General features: G+C 54.4%; 24 protein-coding genes. 7 read left to right on the top strand and 17 right to left on the bottom strand.

The window, feature by feature from the left end:
• The 9 genes from tuf to fkpA all read right to left on the bottom strand — a co-directional run.
• Positions 1–1,157: elongation factor Tu (gene tuf, locus BLU64_RS15015; RefSeq protein WP_074729266.1), on the bottom strand; the 1,157-nt coding region annotated here is incomplete at its 3' end.
• 68 nt (positions 1,158–1,225) lie between these two features.
• A complete protein-coding gene (gene fusA, locus BLU64_RS15010; protein ID WP_026744203.1) occupies positions 1,226–3,334 on the bottom strand; it encodes an elongation factor G in 2,109 nt (702 codons plus the stop codon).
• 95 nt (positions 3,335–3,429) lie between these two features.
• Positions 3,430–3,900: a 30S ribosomal protein S7 gene (rpsG, locus tag BLU64_RS15005; protein ID WP_009111198.1), complete on the bottom strand. Its 471-nt coding sequence runs from the start codon at positions 3,898–3,900 to the stop codon at positions 3,430–3,432.
• A 96-nt stretch (positions 3,901–3,996) separates the two neighbouring features.
• Positions 3,997–4,371 (bottom strand): 30S ribosomal protein S12, encoded by a 375-nt coding sequence (gene rpsL / locus BLU64_RS15000; protein ID WP_021013355.1) that lies wholly within the window; start codon positions 4,369–4,371, stop codon positions 3,997–3,999.
• Between the two features lie 129 nt (positions 4,372–4,500).
• Positions 4,501–4,788, bottom strand: coding sequence for a sulfurtransferase complex subunit TusB (gene tusB / locus BLU64_RS14995; protein WP_026744204.1), 288 nt, complete (start codon positions 4,786–4,788; stop codon positions 4,501–4,503).
• 10 nt (positions 4,789–4,798) lie between these two features.
• On the bottom strand, positions 4,799–5,158 hold the full coding sequence (tusC, locus tag BLU64_RS14990; protein WP_026744205.1) for a sulfurtransferase complex subunit TusC: 360 nt from the start codon (positions 5,156–5,158) through the stop codon (positions 4,799–4,801).
• 14 nt (positions 5,159–5,172) lie between these two features.
• Positions 5,173–5,562, bottom strand: a complete 390-nt coding sequence (gene tusD / locus BLU64_RS14985) for a sulfurtransferase complex subunit TusD (protein WP_026744206.1) — start codon at positions 5,560–5,562, stop codon at positions 5,173–5,175.
• Entirely contained in the window at positions 5,562–6,284 is a 723-nt protein-coding gene (locus tag BLU64_RS14980) for a helix-turn-helix transcriptional regulator (protein ID WP_026744207.1), read from the bottom strand. The genes tusD and BLU64_RS14980 overlap by 1 nt, the downstream gene beginning before the upstream one ends.
• Before the next feature lie 534 nt (positions 6,285–6,818).
• Positions 6,819–7,655: an FKBP-type peptidyl-prolyl cis-trans isomerase gene (gene fkpA, locus BLU64_RS14975; protein ID WP_026744208.1), complete on the bottom strand. Its 837-nt coding sequence runs from the start codon at positions 7,653–7,655 to the stop codon at positions 6,819–6,821.
• Positions 7,656–7,871: 216 nt separating this feature from the next.
• Between fkpA and BLU64_RS14970 the strand changes: the two genes are divergently transcribed.
• Positions 7,872–8,090 carry a SlyX family protein gene (locus BLU64_RS14970; protein WP_026741328.1) on the top strand — a complete coding sequence of 73 codons (219 nt, stop codon included), beginning with the start codon at positions 7,872–7,874 and terminating at the stop codon, positions 8,088–8,090.
• A gap of 21 nt (positions 8,091–8,111) precedes the next feature.
• Here BLU64_RS14970 and qhpR read toward each other — a convergent pair whose 3' ends face one another.
• Together qhpR and BLU64_RS14960 are read right to left on the bottom strand one after the other, a co-directional pair.
• The gene (gene qhpR, locus BLU64_RS14965; protein ID WP_074729264.1) at positions 8,112–9,155 is read right to left on the bottom strand and encodes an AraC-like transcriptional regulator QhpR; all 1,044 of its coding nucleotides are present in this window, start codon (positions 9,153–9,155) and stop codon (positions 8,112–8,114) included.
• Positions 9,156–9,365: 210 nt separating this feature from the next.
• A complete protein-coding gene (locus tag BLU64_RS14960) occupies positions 9,366–10,379 on the bottom strand; it encodes a phosphotransferase enzyme family protein (RefSeq protein WP_074729262.1) in 1,014 nt (337 codons plus the stop codon).
• Between the two features lie 299 nt (positions 10,380–10,678).
• Between BLU64_RS14960 and eat the strand changes: the two genes are divergently transcribed.
• On the top strand, positions 10,679–12,046 hold the full coding sequence (eat, locus tag BLU64_RS14955; protein ID WP_026744212.1) for an ethanolamine permease: 1,368 nt from the start codon (positions 10,679–10,681) through the stop codon (positions 12,044–12,046).
• Positions 12,047–12,137: 91 nt separating this feature from the next.
• Here the strand turns inward: eat and slyD are convergent, their stop codons facing one another.
• From slyD to kefG, 4 genes are all read right to left on the bottom strand, one after another.
• Positions 12,138–12,710: a peptidylprolyl isomerase gene (gene slyD / locus BLU64_RS14950; RefSeq protein WP_026744213.1), complete on the bottom strand. Its 573-nt coding sequence runs from the start codon at positions 12,708–12,710 to the stop codon at positions 12,138–12,140.
• A gap of 90 nt (positions 12,711–12,800) precedes the next feature.
• A complete protein-coding gene (locus BLU64_RS14945; protein WP_026744214.1) occupies positions 12,801–13,004 on the bottom strand; it encodes a YheV family putative zinc ribbon protein in 204 nt (67 codons plus the stop codon).
• Positions 13,005–13,036: 32 nt separating this feature from the next.
• Complete coding sequence (kefB, locus tag BLU64_RS14940; RefSeq protein WP_074729260.1) at positions 13,037–14,848, bottom strand: glutathione-regulated potassium-efflux system protein KefB; 1,812 nt, start codon at positions 14,846–14,848, stop codon at positions 13,037–13,039.
• Between the two features lies 1 nt (position 14,849).
• Complete coding sequence (gene kefG / locus BLU64_RS14935; protein ID WP_074729258.1) at positions 14,850–15,401, bottom strand: glutathione-regulated potassium-efflux system ancillary protein KefG; 552 nt, start codon at positions 15,399–15,401, stop codon at positions 14,850–14,852.
• Between the two features lie 127 nt (positions 15,402–15,528).
• On the opposite strand from kefG, the gene BLU64_RS14930 reads away from it, so the two are divergent.
• Positions 15,529–17,433: an ABC transporter ATP-binding protein gene (locus BLU64_RS14930; RefSeq protein ID WP_074729256.1), complete on the top strand. Its 1,905-nt coding sequence runs from the start codon at positions 15,529–15,531 to the stop codon at positions 17,431–17,433.
• 40 nt (positions 17,434–17,473) lie between these two features.
• On the opposite strand, the gene BLU64_RS14925 is transcribed toward BLU64_RS14930, so the two are convergent.
• The gene (locus tag BLU64_RS14925) at positions 17,474–18,079 is read right to left on the bottom strand and encodes a LysE family translocator (protein ID WP_026744218.1); all 606 of its coding nucleotides are present in this window, start codon (positions 18,077–18,079) and stop codon (positions 17,474–17,476) included.
• Positions 18,080–18,187: 108 nt separating this feature from the next.
• On the opposite strand from BLU64_RS14925, the gene BLU64_RS14920 reads away from it, so the two are divergent.
• The 3 genes from BLU64_RS14920 (at position 18,188) to BLU64_RS14910 (ending at position 20,380) form a co-directional block, all read left to right on the top strand.
• A complete protein-coding gene (locus BLU64_RS14920; protein ID WP_244888430.1) occupies positions 18,188–19,153 on the top strand; it encodes a hydrolase in 966 nt (321 codons plus the stop codon).
• Between the two features lies 1 nt (position 19,154).
• Positions 19,155–19,385, top strand: coding sequence for a YheU family protein (locus tag BLU64_RS14915; RefSeq protein WP_026744220.1), 231 nt, complete (start codon positions 19,155–19,157; stop codon positions 19,383–19,385).
• Between the two features lie 125 nt (positions 19,386–19,510).
• Positions 19,511–20,380 (top strand): phosphoribulokinase, encoded by an 870-nt coding sequence (locus BLU64_RS14910; protein WP_074729253.1) that lies wholly within the window; start codon positions 19,511–19,513, stop codon positions 20,378–20,380.
• Between the two features lie 36 nt (positions 20,381–20,416).
• On the opposite strand, the gene BLU64_RS14905 is transcribed toward BLU64_RS14910, so the two are convergent.
• Positions 20,417–20,824, bottom strand: a complete 408-nt coding sequence (locus BLU64_RS14905; RefSeq protein WP_026744222.1) for an OsmC family protein — start codon at positions 20,822–20,824, stop codon at positions 20,417–20,419.
• A 322-nt stretch (positions 20,825–21,146) separates the two neighbouring features.
• On the opposite strand from BLU64_RS14905, the gene crp reads away from it, so the two are divergent.
• Positions 21,147–21,779 (top strand): cAMP-activated global transcriptional regulator CRP, encoded by a 633-nt coding sequence (crp, locus tag BLU64_RS14900; RefSeq protein WP_026741314.1) that lies wholly within the window; start codon positions 21,147–21,149, stop codon positions 21,777–21,779.
• Positions 21,780–21,788: the final 9 nt, after the last annotated feature.

Below are 21,788 nucleotides of genomic sequence, written 5' to 3'. Positions count from 1 at the left end.
GCGCCTACGGTACGACCACCTTCACGGATAGCGAAACGCAGACCATCGTCCATTGCGATCGGAGCAATCAGGTTGACAACCATCTTGATGTTGTCGCCCGGCATGACCATTTCCACGCCTTCCGGCAGTTCGATGGTGCCCGTTACGTCAGTTGTACGGAAGTAGAACTGCGGACGGTAGCCTTTGAAGAACGGAGTATGACGGCCGCCTTCGTCTTTGCTCAGAATATAAACTTCTGATTCGAACTGGGTGTGCGGCTTGATTGAACCCGGTTTAGCCAGTACCTGACCACGTTCAACTTCGTCACGCTTAGTACCACGCAGCAGAACACCAACGTTCTCACCCGCACGGCCTTCGTCCAGCAGTTTGCGGAACATTTCAACGCCGGTACAAGTCGTTTTAGTCGTGTCTTTGATACCCACGATTTCAACTTCTTCACCCACTTTGATGATGCCGCGCTCTACACGACCGGTCACTACAGTACCACGGCCGGAGATAGAGAATACGTCTTCGATCGGCAGCAGGAACGGCTTGTCGATAGCACGTTCTGGTTCCGGGATGTAGCTGTCCAGTGCTTCGGCCAGTTCTACAATCTTCGCTTCCCACTCAGCTTCGCCTTCCAGCGCTTTCAGAGCAGAACCACGGATTACCGGAGTATCGTCGCCCGGGAAGTCGTACTGAGACAGCAGCTCGCGAACTTCCATTTCAACCAGTTCCAGCAGTTCTTCGTCATCAACCATGTCGCATTTGTTCAGGAACACGATGATGAACGGAACGCCTACCTGACGACCCAGCAGGATGTGCTCACGAGTCTGCGGCATCGGGCCGTCAGTCGCTGCAACGACCAGGATCGCGCCGTCCATCTGGGCAGCACCGGTGATCATGTTTTTCACGTAGTCGGCATGCCCTGGGCAGTCAACGTGCGCGTAGTGGCGAGTCGGGGTATCGTATTCAACGTGAGACGTGTTGATGGTGATACCACGTGCTTTTTCTTCCGGCGCGTTATCGATCTGGTCGAATGCGCGAGCAGCACCACCGTAGACTTTCGCCAGTACGGTAGTGATAGCAGCGGTCAGAGTAGTTTTACCATGGTCAACGTGGCCGATAGTACCAACGTTGAGATGGGGTTTTGTACGTTCAAATTTTTCTTTAGACACGGCGTTATTCCTTACTCGAATGCCCCCTCCTCACGGAGAGAGCACGGGATCAATATGTTAAACCCGGATTATTTACCACGGGCTTCGATAACAGTCTGGGCAACGTTGTTCGGTGCTTCAGCGTACTTCAGGAACTCCATGGAGTAAGAAGCACGACCCTGAGTCTGCGAACGCAGGTCAGTAGCATAACCAAACATTTCTGACAACGGAACCTGGGCACGGATAGTCTTACCAGTAGCGGTGTCTTCCATACCTTCGATGATACCACGACGACGGTTAAGGTCACCGATCACATCACCCATGTAGTCTTCCGGCGTTTCTACTTCAACCTTCATGACCGGCTCAAGCAGGACAGGCTTCGCACGTTTAAATGCTTCTTTAAACGCGATAGAAGCAGCCAGTTTAAAGGCCAGTTCAGAGGAGTCGACGTCATGGTAAGAACCGAAGTGCAGACGCACTTTGATATCCACAACAGGGTAACCCGCCATCGGACCCGCTTTCAGCTGTTCCTGAATACCTTTGTCAACGGCCGGGATGTATTCACCTGGAATCACACCACCTTTAATTTCGTTAACAAATTCGTATCCTTCACCACCTGGCTCCAGCGGCATCATATCGATTACGACATGACCATACTGACCACGACCACCGGACTGTTTAGCATGTTTACCTTCAACATCCTTAACGGTGTCACGGATGGTTTCACGGTAAGCAACCTGCGGTTTACCGATGTTGGCTTCCACGTTGAATTCGCGACGCATACGGTCAACGATGATTTCAAGGTGCAGCTCACCCATACCAGCGATGATGGTCTGGTTTGACTCTTCGTCAGTCCATACGCGGAATGACGGGTCTTCTTTCGCCAGACGGCCCAGAGCCAGACCCATTTTTTCCTGGTCAGCTTTGGTTTTCGGTTCTACGGCGATAGAGATAACCGGTTCCGGGAACTCCATACGTTCCAGGATGATCGCGTGATCAGGATCACACAGCGTATCACCGGTAGTCACGTCTTTAAGACCGATAGCAGCGGCGATATCACCTGCACGAACTTCTTTGATCTCTTCACGCTTGTTAGCGTGCATCTGTACGATACGACCAAAACGCTCGCGAGCTGATTTCACTGAGTTCAGCACGGTATCACCAGAGTTAACCACACCGGAGTACACGCGGAAGAACGTCAGGTTACCAACAAACGGGTCGGTAGCGATTTTGAACGCCAAGGCAGCAAACGGTTCTTTGTCATCGGAATGACGCACAGCCGGAGTGTCTTTACCATCGTCCAGAATACCGCTAATCGGCGGAACTTCCGTCGGTGCCGGCAGGTAATCAATAACCGCATCCAGCATTGCCTGAACGCCCTTGTTCTTAAACGCAGAACCACAGGTAACCAGAATGATTTCGTTATTCAGAACGCGCTGACGCAGTGCTTGCTTGATTTCTTCTTCGGTCAGTTCTTCACCGCCGAGATATTTATCCATCAGCTCTTCGGAAGCTTCAGCAGCAGACTCGATCAGGTTCTGGTGCCATTCCTGAGCCAGTTCCTGCATATCAGCTGGAATTTCTTCGTAGTCGAAGGTGATACCGTGGTCAGCTTCATTCCAGTTGATGGCTTTCATTTTCACCAGGTCAACAACACCAGTGAAGTGCTCTTCAGCACCGATAGCCAGCTGAAGTGGAACCGGATTCGCACCCAGACGGGTTTTGATCTGGTTTACCACTTTCAGGAAGTTCGCGCCCATACGGTCCATTTTGTTAACGAACGCGATGCGCGGAACATGATATTTGTTAGCCTGACGCCATACGGTTTCAGACTGCGGCTGAACACCACCTACCGCACAGTAAACCATTACCGCGCCATCCAGTACACGCATGGAACGTTCAACTTCGATGGTGAAGTCAACGTGCCCCGGGGTGTCGATGATGTTGATGCGATGTGGTTCATACTGCTTGGCCATGCCAGACCAGAAGGCAGTCGTCGCCGCGGAGGTGATGGTGATACCACGCTCCTGCTCCTGCGCCATCCAGTCCATGGTGGCAGCGCCGTCATGAACTTCACCGATTTTGTGATTCACACCAGTGTAGAACAGAATACGTTCAGTGGTGGTGGTCTTACCGGCGTCGATGTGTGCACTGATACCGATATTACGGTAGCGTGCAATGGGTGTTGTACGAGCCATTTGTTTCCTCTATTCCTAGGGCGTTCAAAGTAGTAAAAAACCCAAACGGGTTGGCCTTTGAGGCGCCCGCTGGGTTATTAACATCTACGCCGGTATTACCAGCGGTAGTGAGCGAACGCCTTGTTGGCTTCAGCCATACGGTGAACGTCTTCACGTTTTTTAACAGCAGTGCCTTTGTTTTCTGCTGCATCGGAAAGTTCGTTCGCCAGGCGCAAAGCCATGGATTTATCACCGCGTTTACGAGCAGCTTCTACGATCCAACGCATTGCCAGGGCATTACGACGAACCGGACGTACTTCAACTGGTACCTGATAAGTAGAACCACCAACACGGCGAGACTTAACTTCGACAGTCGGACGCACGTTGTCCAGAGCTACTTCAAAGGCTTCCAGGTGGTCTTTACCAGAACGCTGAGCCAGGGTCTCCAGCGCGGTATAGACGATTGCTTCTGCAGTAGATTTTTTACCATCTACCATCAGGATATTTACAAATTTGGCCAGTAATTCAGATCCGAACTTAGGATCCGGCAGAATTTTACGCTGACCAATGACGCGACGACGTGGCATGGAAATACTCCGTTGTTAATTCAGGATTGTCCAAAACTCTACGAGTTTAGTTTGACATTAAAGTTAAAACGTTTGGCCTTACTTAACGGAGAACCATTAAGCCTTTGGCTTCTTCACGCCGTATTTGGAACGGGATTGCTTACGGTCTTTAACACCTGAGCAGTCCAGCGCGCCACGAACGGTGTGGTAACGCACACCCGGCAAGTCTTTAACACGACCGCCGCGGATCAGGATCACGGAGTGCTCCTGCAGGTTATGACCTTCACCACCAATATAGGAGGTCACTTCAAAACCGTTAGTCAGACGAACACGGCAAACTTTACGCAGTGCGGAGTTCGGTTTTTTCGGGGTGGTAGTATATACACGAGTACATACGCCACGTTTCTGCGGGCATGCTTCCAGCGCTGGAACGTTGCTTTTAGCAACCTTCAGTGCGCGCGGCTTGCGTACCAGCTGGTTAATTGTTGCCATTCAAAAAGCTCCTGGGTTTTGCTTCGTAAACACGTAATAAATCGTCTCGTACTCGCACAAGGCAAAGTATAAGGACGCAGAATTTTAGGGCTGCCCGGATGAGGAGTCAAGAAATATACAAAAATACCGCTACCAGGCCATCTGTCCGGAATGCTGGGCCGTGAGTTTCACAAATTCATTATAGCCAACCAGCGCCACATTGCTCGAAATTTGAGCAGTCATTCCCCGCGCTGCGACATCTTCTTTTAGGGCATAAACGGGCACGCCCACTGCCAGTATCGGCACCAGCATCGCAGCACCAGCCTGCGCCGCCGTCACCCCATCCTGAAATAGAAGAATGGCATCTTCGCTTCCGACGTTGCGCAACATGGCATCTATATCGATCTGGTAGGGAGAGCGAGAAAGCGTATGCAGCATAAATGTCTCACTAAAAGGTAAGGACGGTATCGTAGGTTTTCAATGTCTGGGACAGTAATTCCGAAGGCTGTATTTCGACCGGTAGAACCCACTGGGTGTCTTTTGAAATGCCACGCTGCTGCAATGACCGCTCGCAAACATAACATTGGTCGATATCGTATAGTGGCAGGACGCCAAAAGTCGCGATGTAGTCGCGCATGAGAATAACGTCCGGCTGTTGCCCTGGCAGAAGCTGAAAAACGCCGTCCGAGAGGAAAAACACGCCAATATCTTCCGTCAATGCCGACATCGCCAAAAGCGCATCCAGCCCTTCTCTACCAGAAGCGCTGCCGTGTGGGGAATGGGTAAATACAAAAGCGACACGTTTCATAGTATGAGTCCGCGTTAAAATTGCACGACCCTGTCGCAGGTCAGTACGGATTGAGCCAGTTCGCCCAAACCGCTCAAACTGAACCCGGGCTGCAGGTTCGCGCCGTCCAGTTTTAGCTGAGCCGCCTGTTCGCTATCGGTGACGCCGCGGCGTAGCGCAGCCGCGACGCAGACATTCAACGCGACCTGATGCTCCTCATGCAAATGTTGCCAGGCCCGCACGATATCGAATTCGTCGTTGGCCGGGGAGGTCAACTGGTTCGCATTGAGTACGCCTTCCCGATAAAAAAATACGCTTTGAAGGCGATAACCTGCAGCCAGCAGCGTCTGCGCAAACTGGAGTGCGCTGCTGGACTGCTGGGTTCCATATGCCGGTCCGGTGACCAGCAGACAGTATTCCAACATTAACGATCGTGCCCGCAGAGGTCGCCGTTTTTGAACTGGCGAATATAGAGATACACGGTGTGCTTGGAGATATTCAACCGATCGGCGACCTGGTTGATGGCGTCCTTAATATCGAAAATCCCTTTCTCATACAGGTTAAGCACAATCTGCCGGTTCTTGGCGTTATTGGACACATTGCGATCGCTGTTCACCTCTTCGATGGTGAACTCCAGCGTTTGCGTGACCAAATCTTCCACTGAAGACGCAAAGTTAACGGAAGATGCCACCGCTTTAATCTCAGGCGGCATAAATGTTTGCATGATTTGCGAGAACGGCACGTCCAGATTCATGTTCATACACAGCAGACCAATCACTCGCTGCTCACGGTTACGAATAGCGATGATGATTGACTTCATCAGCATACCGCTTTTGGCGCGCGTGAAATACACCTGCGACACGCTGCTGTCTTCACCGGCCATATCATGCACCATCCGTAGCGCCATATCGGTGATAGGCGAACCGATTTTACGCCCGGTATGCTCGCCGTTCGCGATACGTACCGCGGAACATTTTAAATTTTCCAGCGAATGCAGCACGACTTCGCAGTGTTCACCGATTAGCATCGCTAAACCATCAACGACGGCTTCATACGACTTCAGGATTTCGTAATCCGTTTGGGAAAACGGACGTTCATCCAGCAAATCAAGCTCATTCGACTCTGCTGAAAGAAGCGAACTAGACATGGCAAACACCACCTTCAATGTCATTCAATTGATCGTATTGACAGGAGGGATAGTCTAACAAAACTCCTCTCTCTCGTCCCTGAAATTCGCGGCGTCATATCGAAAGGCTGATGCGATGAGACCTCCATGATGCCTGCATTCATCAGCATTTTTTCGCCCCAAAAAGGAACGGGAGGATCAGCTTGGGATTGGCTGCCGCGCTGGAGCAGTATAACGTCTGCGAAGGTTTTTGCCGCCTTTATCACACGGAGGAGAAAGATCGTTGAGGTACGACACGGTGCCCCAATCCGATGACGGAAGATAAAACACGATAGTGCGGACTATTCCGGTACCTGATATCACCATGTACGCGGGCGATAGTTTGCTTCTGCTTATTGAAATTCGCTATCAGCGACAAACGCTTATCGTCATGTCTACGTCATGAACTCGCGAGGTGGGATTTAAAGGCACCCAAGCCTTAGCACCTAAAGGCGCTATGTTCACACACAAAAAAACCGCAGGATGACCTGCGGTTCTTCGTGGCAAAGCGCTGTATTACTTAGCGCTTGGCTGAGCGGCTTTCTCGTCGGCTGGTTTTTCAGCTTTTGCAGCATCAGCCGCTTTCGCTTCCGCTTCAGATTTAATATCCAGCAGCTCTACGTCGAACACCAACGTCGAGTTAGCAGGAATGCCCGGTACGCCCGTTTCACCGTAAGCCAGGGCCGGCGGGATGACCATTTTAATCTTGCCGCCTTTCTTCACGTGTTTCAGACCTTCGGTCCAACCCGGAATGACGCCGTCCAGACGGAAAGAAAGAGGTTCACCGCGTTTGTAGGAGTTATCAAACTCAGTGCCATCAACCAACGTACCTTTGTAGTTCACCACCACGGTATCGCTGTCTTTCGGCACGGCACCAGTCCCTTCCTTGCCTACCTGGTAAAGCAGGCCGGAGTTGGTTTTCTTCACGCCTTTTTCTTTGGCGAAGGTATCGCGGTACTTGGTGCCTTTATCCGCGTTCTCTTTCGCATCCTGCTTCATTTTGGTTTTGGCCGCTTCTTTCACTCGACCTTCAAATGACTGCAGCGTTTTTTCGATTTCTTCATCAGACAGTTTGCTCTTGTCCGCAAACGCGTCCTGCACGCCTTGGATCAGCTGTTCTTTATCCAGCTTGATGCCCAGTTTTTCTTGCTCTTTCAGAGAATTATCCATGTAACGCCCCAGAGAGGCGCCCAACGCGTATGCCGCAGCCTGTTCATCATTGTTGAATTTTGCTGTTGTCGTACTTGTCGAGCTGCTATCGGACGCTTTTGCTGTCTCCGCGGCCATTGCTCCGGTATTCAAAGCCAGTGTCATTGTGGTCGCTAGCAGCGTTACTTTAAACAGTGATTTCATCCATCTCTCCAGCATCCGAGACCCCGTAGGTCCCGGTAATCATTTAAAAAGTCGAAACTACTATAGCTGTGTGTACGGAGACATTACAACGAACACACCCCTATCTTCGATAAAATTCCCTTATGGCGCTCATTGCGCCCTACTCCGACCATTTTTACTACCAGAAGTTTCCGCTTTCTGACAAACTCTACCGCTGACCGTCTGGGAGGAAGTCACATGTCGCAGCAATTACTCGAACAGCGCCTTGAACTACTGGAAAGCCGCATCGCGTTTCAGGAGATAACGATTGAGGAGTTGAACCAAACCGTGGTCCAGCATGAACTGGAGATGGCCAGAGTGCGTGAACAACTGCACTTGCTGGTGGATAAACTGAAGGCGACGGCGCCGTCCCTGATTGCCTCGCAGTCTGAAGAAACGCCGCCGCCGCACTACTAAATACATCGTTCAGCCGTCGTGCTAAGCCTTACGCCACTGGCGCGGACTGATACCAAACCAACGGCGAAATGCGCGGGAAAACGCACTCACCTCCGAGTACCCCAGTAAAAAAGCCATTTCAGAAATTGAGAGCTGCCGCTGCTGCAAATAGTGCGTCGCCATTTCACGGCGCACCTTTTCCACCAATTGAGTGAAGTTGATGCCCACATCCTTCAATCTCCGCTGCAGCGACCAGCTCGACAAACCAATATTCTCCGCCACCTCGTCCAGCGAAGGTTCTCCCTGTGAAAGCACTTGGCGCAGCTGGGCGCGCGCCATATCCACCACGCTCTGGTGCTGCACGTCGCTGTTCAACTGCCGCAGCGAATCCTGTATCACCAGCAGCAGCAATGGATCGTGTTCCGGCATGGCTTTGAGCAAATCGCGCTTGGGAATCAACAACGAGTTGAACGGCTGATCGAAGTAGACCGGCGCATCAAATACTTTGCAGTGCTCATGCCACTGTTCCGGCCGAGGATGTTCGAAATGCACCTCCCGCGGCGCCCAGTGCTTGCCTGCGGCGTGGCGCACAAGGTTCAGAATCATCCCCAACGTCAGCTCGGCATCCTGCCGGCAGTGTAGGATCGCGCCATGACGCACCTGATAGTCGAAACGCCAGCACTCGCCCTTATCAACCAGGCGAACCAGCGTATCGTGCTGATGAAATGGAAAAGCATGGGCAACGTTATGCAATGCCTGCTCGAGGGTGGCACTGCATAACCCAACATAGCCTATCAACCCGAGCGCCTGCGGTTTGAATTGCCTGCCGTAATGCAGACCAAAATTGGTGCAGTCGGAGTAACGCGCCGCCTCTTCCAATACGCGACAGTAGTTGACCAACCCGACACTGAGCGTTGGACAGGCCAACAGCTCCGGATCAATACCGCTAATGCCGAGAATGCGATCGGCATCGCCGCCATTATCTCCGATGAATTGACCCAAGCCTGAAGCCGCTGCTGCCAGTACGCCCCGGTGGCCGAGCGGAATTCCCACCGGCGGAGGAAGCCGAAATGACGGTGTTCCCATAATTTCCCCCTCTGTCATACAAGACGCCAAATCGAACAGAAAAAGCAATTTCCATACCAGCGGATGGCCCCGGTTGACGGCATTAGACCGTTAACCGGGAAAACCGTGGGATAAATTTGGAAGGCCGAAGAATACGGAGGAAGACGCGCCGGCAAAAATCAAAAAAAGCACTGCCGCGGTACAGCAGTGCGTTGCGATGGTGCAAAAATTTCAGGACGACGCGGATGTAGCGCCCACCGGTAGTGCGCCCACCAGATAAAGTCGACACAGCCTGACGGTATCGGGGCACCAACGTTCCCCCATGCTTTTGGCCTGTTCCGTTTGCTGATGGGAACCAATCCAGGCCGTCATCTGGATGCGCCGCTGCACAATTAGCGAAGGGATCACCGCTAAGTCGGCGTCGCTCAGGGGACAGATCTGTTGATAGCCCCTCAACCACCCCGCTACCCATTCAGGCGCACGCGGATGATGCTCCACAAAGCTGATGGCCGCCGCGAGATCGTGCAGATACCAGCCCAAACCGCAGTCATCGAAATCAATCACCCGAGTTTCTCCGCGCAGCAGCAAGAGATTCGTCAAACGCAGGTCCGCATGGATCAATCCGTAGCGCTGGGATGATTTACCGTAGTCGGCCAGCGCCGCGCTCACCCGCTTTATCGTTTCTTCGATAACCGGATGGTCGGACGGAGAAAGGTAGGGCGCATCCTGCCAGCGCCCCCAGTGCGCGTTCGGACCGACCATCGTATCGTGATCCCACACGATACGACGAAAGCCAGCAGGGGGCTGCCAACGGCGGCTGTGCTGATGCAGCCGGGCGGTGATCCGACCCAATTGCTCAAAGGCCACGCCATCCACATCGGTCGTCGGCATCTCGCCCTCTATCCAGTGAAAGAGCACGACGTTGCGTTCCACGCCGTCGCCCAACGACACGGTCTGCACCGCCCTTCCATCCCGCCCCACCAGCGGTTCCGGCACGATGATGCCTTCCTGACGCAATTCAGCCAGCCAGCTCAGTTCGCCATAAATGTCGTCGCGATGGTGATAGCCGGGCCGGTGAATGCGCATGGCATAGCGTTTTCCGTCGGCATCCAGCCGATAGGTCGCATTTTCCGAACGACACAACAGCGTCAGCGTTCCCTGAAGCTCGGCAGAGTAGCGGCCCATCGCTCGCTCCGCCAACCGGTTCATCGTGATGTCGTCAAGCGTATCGTATTGTTCTGCCATCGTAAGATCTCATCAAGGGAAGTGGCTTACAGACCCTCAGCATGTAATGACGGCCATTCCGATGCTTGACGTAAAGGCAGTAAAAGTTGACCGCAGACGACACCTTGCCCTCTCTCCTTTTCTTCTTTGACTCCAGAGCGCAAAAAACACCTCGTTAGTGTCAAGTATCCGCGCCCATAACGGCGTCATCATCGAGCGGATGCAGCCCTACCGCAGAAAACGCCCTTAGACTCCATAACCAACTGTTGTACCAATAAAAATGCGGTTGGTTTCATCCATACTTTAGAGGGGATAACGTCATGACAATGCAGTTGAAACCCACGTTGGGGGCCCTGCATCTTTGGGGGATCGCCGTCGGTCTGGTCATTTCCGGCGAGTATTTTGGCTGGAGCTACGGCTGGGGCGTCGCAGGTACGCTCGGTTTTTTGGTCACGACCCTCATAATCGCCGCCATGTATACCTGTTTCATCTTCAGTTTCACCGAGCTGACCACCGCCATACCTCATGCGGGCGGCCCTTTCGCCTACAGCCGTCGTGCTTTCGGCGAAACCGGGGGACTGATCGCAGGCATGGCCACGCTCATCGAATTCGTTTTTGCGCCTCCCGCTATCTCGATGGCGATCGGCGCGTACCTGAACGTGCAGTTCCCCGATCTGGATCCGCGCTATGCCGCGACAGGCGCCTATCTGGTCTTTATGGGGCTGAATATTCTGGGTGTGAAACTCGCCGCGATGTTCGAACTTTGCGTCACCCTGCTGGCGGTGTTCGAACTGCTGGTGTTTATGGGCGTCGTCGCCCCCGGTTTCAGCTTCAGCCGCTTTGTCGCCAACGGCTGGGCCGGTAGCGATAGCTTCGGGTTGCCTGCCCTATCCGGCATCTTCGCGGCCATTCCCTTCGCTATCTGGTTCTTCCTGGCGATAGAGGGCGCGGCAATGGCGGCGGAGGAAGCCAAAGATCCGAAGCGGACCATTCCCAAAGCCTATATCACCGGCATTATGACGCTGGTGCTGTTGGCGCTAGGCGTGATGTTGCTGGCGGGAGGCGTGGGCGATTGGCGAACGCTCTCCAACATTAATGATCCGCTGCCGCAGGCGATGAAAGCCGTGGTAGGCGCCAATTCCGGGTGGATGCACATGCTGGTCTGGATCGGGCTGTTCGGGCTGATAGCCAGCTTCCACGGCATCATTCTTGGCTATTCCCGGCAGTTCTTCGCCCTCGCCAGAGCAGGCTATCTGCCGAGCGGGCTGGCCAAGCTATCTCGCTTCAGAACGCCTCACCGAGCAATCCTCACCGGCGGCGTTATCGGGGTTGCCGCTATCTTCAGCGACGGCTGGATCAACCTCCAGGGAATGAGCCTAACCGCCGCCATGATCACCATGGCCGTCTTCGGGGCTATCGTGATGTATATCATGAGTATGTTAAGCCTGTTCCGTCTGCGTCGAAGCGCACCCGAGCTGGAACGGACCTACCTGGCGCCCGGCTACCCGGTGATTCCGGCGATTGCCCTGGTGCTGGCCTGTTTATGCCTGTTGGCGATGCTGTGGTTCAACCCCCTCATCGGCACCCTGTTCATTGCGCTGATGGCCGCGGCCTACATCTACTTCCTGCTGACTAAGGCCCAACGATTTAATGCGCCGCAGGATGACATGCTGATGGGAAAAGAGTGATTTTGCAGCCTGACTGCCTTCAAAAACATCAGACGTAAAAAAACCCGGCCTGCATGACGCAGTGCCGGGTTTTTTAGAGATGAAGCCGCCCTTAGTGCTGGCAGCCGCATCCGCCGTGACCGCCGCAGCCGCCGTTACCATGGTCATGATCATGGTCGTGATCATGGCCGCCGCAGCAACCTTCGTGGTCATGGTCGTTTTCGCCATGAACGTGACCGTGCTCCAGCTCTTCCGCCGTGGCTTCGCGAATGGCGACGACTTCAACGTTAAAGCTCAGGTTCTGACCCGCCAGCATGTGGTTGCCGTCAACCACAACGTGCTCATCCTGCACTTCAGTAATTTCGACAGGCACCGGACCCTGGTCGGTTTCAGCCAGGAAACGCATGCCGACCTGCAGCTCATCCACACCCATGAAGACATCTTTCGGTACGCGCTGTACCAGATTTTCGTCATAGTTGCCGTAAGCCTCGTTCGGGCCTACTTTAATATCGAAACGTTCGCCGGCCGCGCGGCCGTCCAGCGCTTTTTCCAGGCCGGAAATCAGCGAGCCGCGACCGTGCAGATAGTCCAGCGGTGCACTCACCGGAGACTCATCAACCAATACACCGTCTTCTGTACGTACCTGATAGGCCAGGCTGACCACCAGGTCTTTTGCTACTTTCATGATATCTCCTACCGTTGGAAATCGCTTTGGCGCAAATTGTAGCTGAAAAACATTTCCATTACTGCACGGAATCCAAAATCGCTACCACGCTTATTCAGGATGAAACATGCCGATAATGTGCCCAACCTGACGCTCCGCATTCTGCTGCTTTGCCTCGGGCCGACTTTGTCGATAGCCGCACTTGACGCAGACCACGACTTCCTCGACATCTTCAATCCCGACCGTCAGGGTATCCTGCGTATGACACTCAGGGCAAACCGCACCGGCAATAAACCGTTTTCGTTGCGTCGACATGATGTTTTTCCGTCCAATCAACCTGTGAGCGATTATGTTTCGTCCCAATCATCCAGCCGCCGGCGCTCATGCTGCATCTCACGCTGGAAGATATCTTCCAGTTCACGACGGGCCTCTTTGACCCGCGAAATCTGAGCGCCTTCGCCTTCGGCCTGACGTTCCGGCATCAGTTCGCGCAGCATACGCATATCCAGACGGCGGAAATGCTGTTGCGATCGATGGGCCTGATGGGGATGCATCCCCAGAGAGACCAGCGTTTTCCGCCCCAGCTCCAACGCACTGGAAAACGTTTCGCGGGAAAATTGCGTCACGCCTGACTGTAAAAGCTCGTGCGCTTCCACACGACCGCGGGCGCGGGCGAGGATTTCCAAATGCGGGAAATGCTGCTGGCATAGATGCACGATGGCCATCGTATCTTCAGGATCGTTGCAGGTGATCACGATCGACTGCGCCTGCTCCGCGCCCGCAGAACGGAGTAAGTCCACCGAGGTGGCGTCGCCGTAATACACCTTATAACCGTAGCTCCTCATCAGACTGACTGCGCTGATATCTCGCTCAAGCACGGTAATCCGCTTTTTGTTCGCCATCAGCAGTCGGCCAATCACCTGACCAAAGCGCCCGAAGCCCACAACAATCACCTGCGGCTCATCGTCTTCCACATAGTGTTTTTCCGTCGACTCTTCCGGGGCGTTGTAACGGCGCGCCAGGATACGGTCGATCAACTGCATCAGTAGCGGTGTCACCATCATCGACAGGGTTACGGTGACCAGCAGTAGCGGCAGTTGATCGCCTTGCAGGACATGCTGAGCCGCCGCCGCGGAGAACAGCACGAAGGCAAACTCGCCGCCCTGACTCAGTACGCCCGAGAACTGTAGCCGTTCCGACGAACGCAGTCCGTAGATCCGCGCCAACACGTAGAGGATGAGGCCTTTAACGGAAACCAGAATCACGACGCCCAGCAGGACCTCAACGATGTTGGCGTACAACACGCCGAGATTAAGCGCCATCCCCACCGAGATGAAAAACAGCCCCAGCAGCAGCCCTTTGAACGGCTCAATGGAAATTTCCAGCTCATGGCGATATTCGCTCTCCGCCAGCAGCACGCCGGCAATAAAAGTGCCGAGCGCCATCGACAGGCCCAGCGCCTCCATAAACAGCGCAGAGCCGAGAACCAACAGCAGCGCGGCGGCGGTAAACACTTCACTCACGCCGGAGGCGGCGATAAATCGGAACAGCGGACGCACCAGATAACGTCCGCCAATCAGCATGCCGCCGAACGCCAGCACCTTCATCACGACATGCTGCCAGTCGTCGATCTGCCCCTGAACGCCCGACAGAATAGGGATCAATGCCAGCGCGGGAATAACCGCCAGATCCTGAAACAGCAAAACGGAAAAACCGAGCTGCCCGGATTCGTTGCGGTTCATCCCTTTTTCACGCATCAGCTGTAGCGCCATCGCAGTGGATGACATCGCCAGCCCAATCCCGCCAATCAGGGCCGACTGCCAGGAAAATTGACTCATGAACAGCACGCCGCCCAGTATCGCAGCGCTAAGCAATACCTGACCCGCACCGATGCCGAAAATAGATCGTCTCAATTTCCATAATTTGGCCGGGTTGAGTTCAAGTCCGATGATGAACATCAGGAACACGACGCCCAGTTCAGAGAAATGAAGAATGGCGGAAACGTCGCGAATAAAACCGAGTCCCCAAGGACCGATAGCGATACCGGCCAGCAAATAGCCCAGCACCGCGCCGATACCAAGACGCGCGGCGATAGGCACCGCCAGTACGGTGACGAACAGGAACAAAACCCCCGCGCTCAGGGTCGAAGCGCTATCCATCTCAGTGCCCTCCCTCAGACAAAGGCGCCGCCAGCCAATCTCCATAGCGATGGGCATGCTCGCGCAACGCGTCGCGAGACATGCGCCGCGCGTTGTAAATCACCAGCGGTTTCATCCAGCGCATGTGGCACATCGTCGCCGTCATCTCGAAAGGACGCAGCACATCATCCATAAATGAGTGCTGGCGGCCTTCCGAGGTGTAGCGGGATTCCGGTTCGCCTGTCGTCACCACGCTGCGCCAGTATTTGCCCGATAAGGCATTACCGCCGGCGCCGTTGGCGAAGCCGCGGCTCAATACGCGGTCGAGCCACTCTTTCAGTAACGCCGGGCAGCTATAAGTATAAAGCGGATGTTGAAACACGATGATTTGGTGCTCTCGCAGTAACTGTTGTTCATGGTGGATATCAATGAAAAAATCAGGATAGTTCGCGTACAAATCGTGTACCGTCACATGTTCCAAACCCTCGGCGGGTTGTAATAACAGCTTATTCGCCACCGAGTCCTGTAATTCCGGATGGGCAAACAGCAGCAGAATCTTGGGTGGCTGCGACATCATTCCCCTCCAAAGCGTCGTCATCGTAGATATTTTCCGCTACCATGCTGCGCAGCGGGGATTACCAGGACGCTGCCGCCCTGAATCTTGATCCATAATTTAACATATTCTCATTATTTGGCGCTTTATGATTGTCTTCTCCTCTTTACAAATTCGACGTGGTACGCGGGTACTGCTGGATAACGCCACGGCGACCGTCAATCCGGGTCAGAAAGTGGGTCTGGTCGGTAAAAATGGCTGCGGAAAATCGACGCTGCTGTCCCTGCTGAAAGGAGAAATCAGCGCTGACGGCGGCAATGCCACTTTTCCTCAGCACTGGTCTCTCGCCTGGGTCAATCAGGAAACGCCAGCGCTGGAGCGTCCTGCAATAGAGTATGTGATAGACGGCGACCGGGAATTTCGCCAGTTGGAGAGCGAACTGGCGCACGCCAACGAGCGCAACGACGGCAACGCTATCGCCACCGTGCACGGCAAGCTGGATGCGATCCTCGCCTGGTCGATCCAGTCTCGCGCCGCCAGCCTGTTGAACGGGCTGGGGTTCAGCCAGGAACAGCTGCAACAGCCCGTCAGCGCTTTTTCCGGCGGCTGGCGTATGCGCCTCAATCTGGCGCAGGCCCTACTCTGTCGTTCCGATCTCCTGCTGCTGGACGAACCGACCAACCATTTGGATCTCGATGCGGTCATCTGGCTGGAAAAATGGCTCAAAAATTATCCCGGCACGCTCGTGCTGATCTCCCATGACCGGGATTTTCTTGATCCTATTGTCAACAAGATTCTGCACATCGAGCAGGAATCCCTGTTTGAATACACCGGCAACTACACCTCTTTCGAACAACAGCGCGCAACGCGGCTTTCTCAGCAGCAGTCACTGTATGAACACCAGCAGGAACGCGTTGCGCACTTGCAGCATTACATCGACCGTTTCCGCGCCAAGGCAACCAAAGCCAAACAGGCGCAGAGCCGCATCAAAATGCTGGAAAAAATGGAGCTGATTGCGCCAGCGCATGTCGACAATCCGTTCCGTTTCAGTTTCCGCGCGCCGCAGGCGTTGCCCAATCCGTTGTTACGGATGGAGAAAGTGAGCGCGGGTTACGGCGACAAGCTGATTCTGGAATCCATCAAGCTCAATCTGGTGCCCGGCTCGCGTATTGGTCTGCTCGGCCACAACGGCGCCGGGAAATCCACGCTGATTAAACTGCTGGCGGGAGAACTCCAGCCGCAAAGCGGCGAAGTGGGTCTGGCGAAAGGCGTTCGACTGGGTTATTTCGCCCAGCATCAACTGGAGTATCTGCGTGCTGACGAATCGCCGCTGCAGCATCTGACCCGCCTGACCGAGCAGGAAACCGAGCAGCAGCTCCGTGACTATCTGGGCGGCTTCGGCTTTGGCGCCGACAAAGTGGTCGAGCCGACCGAACGCTTCTCGGGCGGTGAAAAAGCGCGTTTAGTACTGGCGCTGATCGTTTGGCAGCGCCCTAATCTGTTATTGCTTGATGAACCGACTAACCACCTCGATCTGGATATGCGTCAGGCTCTGACCGAAGCCTTGATCGATTTCGAAGGCGCCTTGGTCGTCGTCTCGCACGATCGCCATCTGATTCGCTCCACGACGGACGACCTATATCTGGTTCACGACCGCCGGGTGGAGCCGTTCGACGGCGATCTGGAAGATTATCAACAGTGGCTGCTGGACGCGCAGAAACAGGACGCCAGCGAATCGACACCGGCCAAAGAAAGCGCCGGCAACAGCGCTCAGGCCAGAAAAGACCAGAAGCGACGCGAGGCTGAGCTACGCACCCAAACCCAGCCGCTCCGCAAGCAAATCACCAAGCTGGAGCAACAAATGGAAAAGCTGAATAACCAGCTGGCGGAGTTGGAAAACCGCCTGGCGGATACGGCGATTTACGACGCCAGCCGCAAAGCGGAGCTGACGACCTGCCTGCAGGAGCAGATCGCCGTCAAAGGCGAACTGGAAGAGACCGAAATGGGCTGGTTGGACGCGCAGGAACAGCTTGAGCGGATGCTGCAATCCTGATAATGCTGGGCAGGCGTCATAGCCAGCCCAAGCGTTTCGGTTAATGCCAAATCATCAGCACGCAGGCGGCGGTCAGCAGCCCCATAAATAGGTTGAATATCCGCCATGACCGGCGACTGCGCAGCATTTTACCGATCATCGTGCCGAACCCCAGCCAGACTATACCGGCAACCAGATTCACGCTGAACGTGGCGATGCTGATGGCGACGACTGAACCCACGTATTCACTCCCGGAAAGGCTGAAACCGGCCACGGCGCCCAGCGCCATCAGCCAGGCCTTCGGGTTCAGAAATTGCAACAGACCGCCTTGATAAAAGGGCATCGGACGCGGCGGCGCCGTTTGCGTGTCGAGCACCTCATAGCGAGCGCTGGCGATCTTGTACGCCAACCACAGCAAATAAGCGCTGCCCAAAATTTTGAGCGCGAGGTGAAGCGAAGGATAGAGTAGAATCAGGCTCCCCAGTCCCAGCGCCACCAGCAGCAGGACACTTTGCATCCCTATCATGATGCCGACCATCAGCGGCATGGAGCGGAGAAAACCAAAATTAGCAGCAGAAGCAGTAAGTAGCATATTATTGGGGCCTGGGGTAATCGCTGCAACCCACAGGAAGCCAAGCATGTAAAGAAACAGATTGAAGTGCGCCATGTAATTGAAAAGGCCTTCTAACAAACGAATTTGCAGTTCTTCAACCTAGCAGCGTGATGTCGCCGGTACAAGCTTTTGACTATGAATATTCATCCCACGACTAGCCAGATGTTTCGTCCCCTGGCCGGTATGAACAACCCCCACTTGCAAACCTTGCTTCCCCGTCTGTTGCGGCGACGCGCGCTGCTCAAACCACTCTGGCAAACGCTTGAACTGCCGGACGGCGATTTTCTCGACCTGGCCTGGAGCGAAGATCCCATGCTGGCTCGCCATAAACCTCGGGTGGTTCTGTTCCACGGGCTGGAGGGCAGCTTCTACAGTCCGTATGCGCATGGTCTGGTGGCCGCCTGCCACCAACGGGGCTGGCTGTCCGTCGTCATGCATTTTCGCGGCTGTGGCGGCACGCCCAATCGCACGCCCCGAATGTACCATTCCGGCGAGACCGAGGACGCCCGCTATTTCCTGCGCTGGCTGAAGTCTACCTACGGCGATGCGCCGACCGCCGCTATCGGCATCTCGCTGGGCGGCAACATGCTGGCCTGCCTGCTCGGTCAGCAGACTGACGGGCCGTTACTAGACGCGGCGACGGTCGTTTCCGCACCGCTGATGCTGGAACCGTGCTGTCGGCATATCGAAAAAGGCTTCTCACGCTTTTATCAGCACTATTTGCTGCGGCTACTGAAGCGCAATGCCATCCGCAAACTGGCGGCTTATCCGGATACGCTACCGGTTCACCTGCATCAACTGAGAAAAATTCGGGGACTGCGGGAGTTCGATAACATTATTACCGCGCGCATTCATGGCTTTACCGACGCCAATGACTATTATGAGCGCTGTAGCGCCTTGCCTATACTGCCGAAGGTCCGGACGCCGCTGTTGATCATCCACGCCAAGGACGATCCGTTCATGACGGAGGATGTCATTCCTGCATCCACCTCGTTACCGCCTAATATTGAGTATCAGCTGACGGAGTACGGCGGACACGTTGGCTTCGTGGGCGGCTCGTTATTAAAACCGAAACTGTGGCTGGAGCAGCGTATTCCCGACTGGCTCACCCCACATCTGGAGCGATAAGGTGATTATTCCCTGGCAAGAACTCGCGGCGGAAACGCTGGAGAATCTGATTGAGTCCTTCGTCCTGCGCGAAGGCACCGACTACGGCGAACATGAGCGCACCCTGGAGCAAAAGGTGGCGGATGTGCGTCGCCAGTTGGAAAGCGGCGACGTGGTGCTGGTCTGGTCCGAACTGCATGAAACGGTCAACCTCATGCCGCTTACCCAGTTTAAAACCAGTCACGATTCATAACGGCATAAACGCCGCCTGCCGATACAAAATTGGCGTGGCGCATCGGCGCAAACAGGGTAACAATGAAGGCCGAATTCCCGGCGTTTCCCGCAGGGTTTTACCGTCAATTGCGGAGTTGCAGCCCTATGTCGCATCAACACCCTATTATCGCCGTGACCGGTTCCAGCGGCGCCGGCACGACCACCACCAGTCTGGCATTTCGAAAAATTTTTCAGCAGTTGAAAATCCGCGCCGCAGAACTGGAAGGCGACAGCTTCCACCGCTATACCCGTCCGGAAATGGACATGGCTATTCGCAAAGCGCGCGATCTGGGCCGCCACATCAGTTACTTCGGCCCGGAAGCCAACGATTTTCCTTTGCTGGAACAGACGTTTGCCGACTACGGCAGCCAGGGGACCGGACAAACCCGCAAGTATTTGCATACCTACGATGAAGCGATCCCCTACAACCAGGTGCCCGGCACATTTACGCCCTGGGAGGCCATGCCCGATCCCACGGATGTGTTGTTCTATGAGGGCTTGCACGGCGGCGTCGTCACCGAGCAGCACAACGTGGCTCGCCACGTCGATCTGCTGGTTGGCGTAGTGCCTATCGTGAATCTTGAGTGGATCCAGAAGCTGTATCGCGACGTCAACGAACGCGGGCACTCGCGTGAAGCGGTCATGGACTCCGTCGTCCGCTCAATGGAAGACTACATCACCTACATCACGCCGCAGTTTTCACGCACGCATATCAACTTCCAGCGGGTGCCGACCGTCGATACGTCCAACCCCTTCGCGGCGAAAGCAATTCCGTCGTTGGATGAGAGTCTGGTGGTCATACATTTCCAGCGCCTGGAGAATATCGACTTCCCCTATCTGCTGGCCATGCTGCAGGGGTCGTATATTTCCCATATCAATACGCTGGTGGTGCCCGGCGGTAAAATGGGGCTGGCGATGGAACTGATTATGATGCCGCTGGTGCAGCAGCTACTGGAAGGCAAGACGATCACGTAAGAGCGTAACAATACGGCCTGAACGGCCGTATCTGTATCAATCGAGGGTAATCACTTCGTGACTGTGCGTGATAGTCACCGACGCGCCCAGCATCAACGCCACCGAGCAGTACTTGTCTGCCGACAAGGATACCGCGCGCGACACGGCTTGTTCGGTCAGCCCTTTGCCGGTCACGATGAAATGCAGGTTGATGGCCGTGAACAGCCGGGGCGCTTCCTGCCTGCGCTCGGAGGTGAGACGCACCTCGCAGTCCGTCACATCGTGACGTCCTTTTTGCAGAATAGACACGACATCGATAGCGCTGCATCCTCCCGCCGACATCAACAGTACTTCCATCGGGCTTGGTGCTTTGTCGCCCGCATTGCCGTCCATAACAATCTGGTGGCCGGAGGCGGATTCGCCGATAAATGTTAACCCTTCAACCCATTTCACCCGCGCTTGCATAGCCTTACACTCCCACTCAACTTTTTTTGAAATTTTATCGCGCTTATGTAGAAAATGCCTGAGTATCAAGGCGTAATCATGCTGAAGCGAGACAACACAAGACAGTACTCTCAACCTGTGTTACAAACAGAGGCAGCATCCGGTGCGTTCTGCGCAATGTTGAAAACAGCAGTTTGCAGAGTCACCTGACAAAGAGGTTTCAGTCAATTCCCTGACAGATTTCGCCCATCGAAATTTGAATTATAACTAGAGTTATCATGCCTTACAGGGAACTCTGGGCCCTGTGATTTACGTAGTGAATTACAACAGAGGATAACAGCGAATGGTTCTCGGCAAACCGCAAACAGACCCGACTCTTGAATGGTTCCTTTCTCATTGCCATATTCACAAGTACCCCTCAAAGAGTACGCTGATTCACCAGGGTGAAAAAGCAGAAACGCTTTACTACATTGTAAAGGGTTCCGTTGCCGTATTGATAAAAGACGAAGAAGGGAAAGAGATGATCCTTTCTTATCTGAATCAAGGGGATTTCATTGGTGAGCTAGGCTTGTTCGAAGAAGATCAGGAACGTAGCGCCTGGGTGCGAGCCAAGAGCGCCTGCGAAGTGGCAGAGATTTCCTATAAAAAATTCCGCCAGCTGATTCAGGTCAACCCCGATATTCTGATGCGCCTGTCATCCCAGATTGCGCGAAGACTTCAGGTCACCTCCCAGAAAGTGGGCAATCTTGCATTTCTTGACGTCACTGGCCGCATCGCACAGACCCTGCTAAACCTTGCCAAACAGCCTGATGCCATGACGCATCCAGACGGCATGCAGATTAAAATCACTCGACAGGAAATCGGCCAGATTGTGGGCTGCTCTCGCGAAACCGTCGGCCGAATACTAAAGATGCTGGAAGATCAGGAGCTGATTTCAGCACACGGTAAAACCATCGTGGTCTTCGGCACTCGTTAGCCTCAACAC

The organism is Lonsdalea quercina, from assembly GCF_900107885.1.
Lineage (GTDB): Bacteria > Pseudomonadota > Gammaproteobacteria > Enterobacterales > Enterobacteriaceae > Lonsdalea > Lonsdalea quercina.
This window is presented reverse-complemented; position numbering and strand designations above follow the sequence as displayed.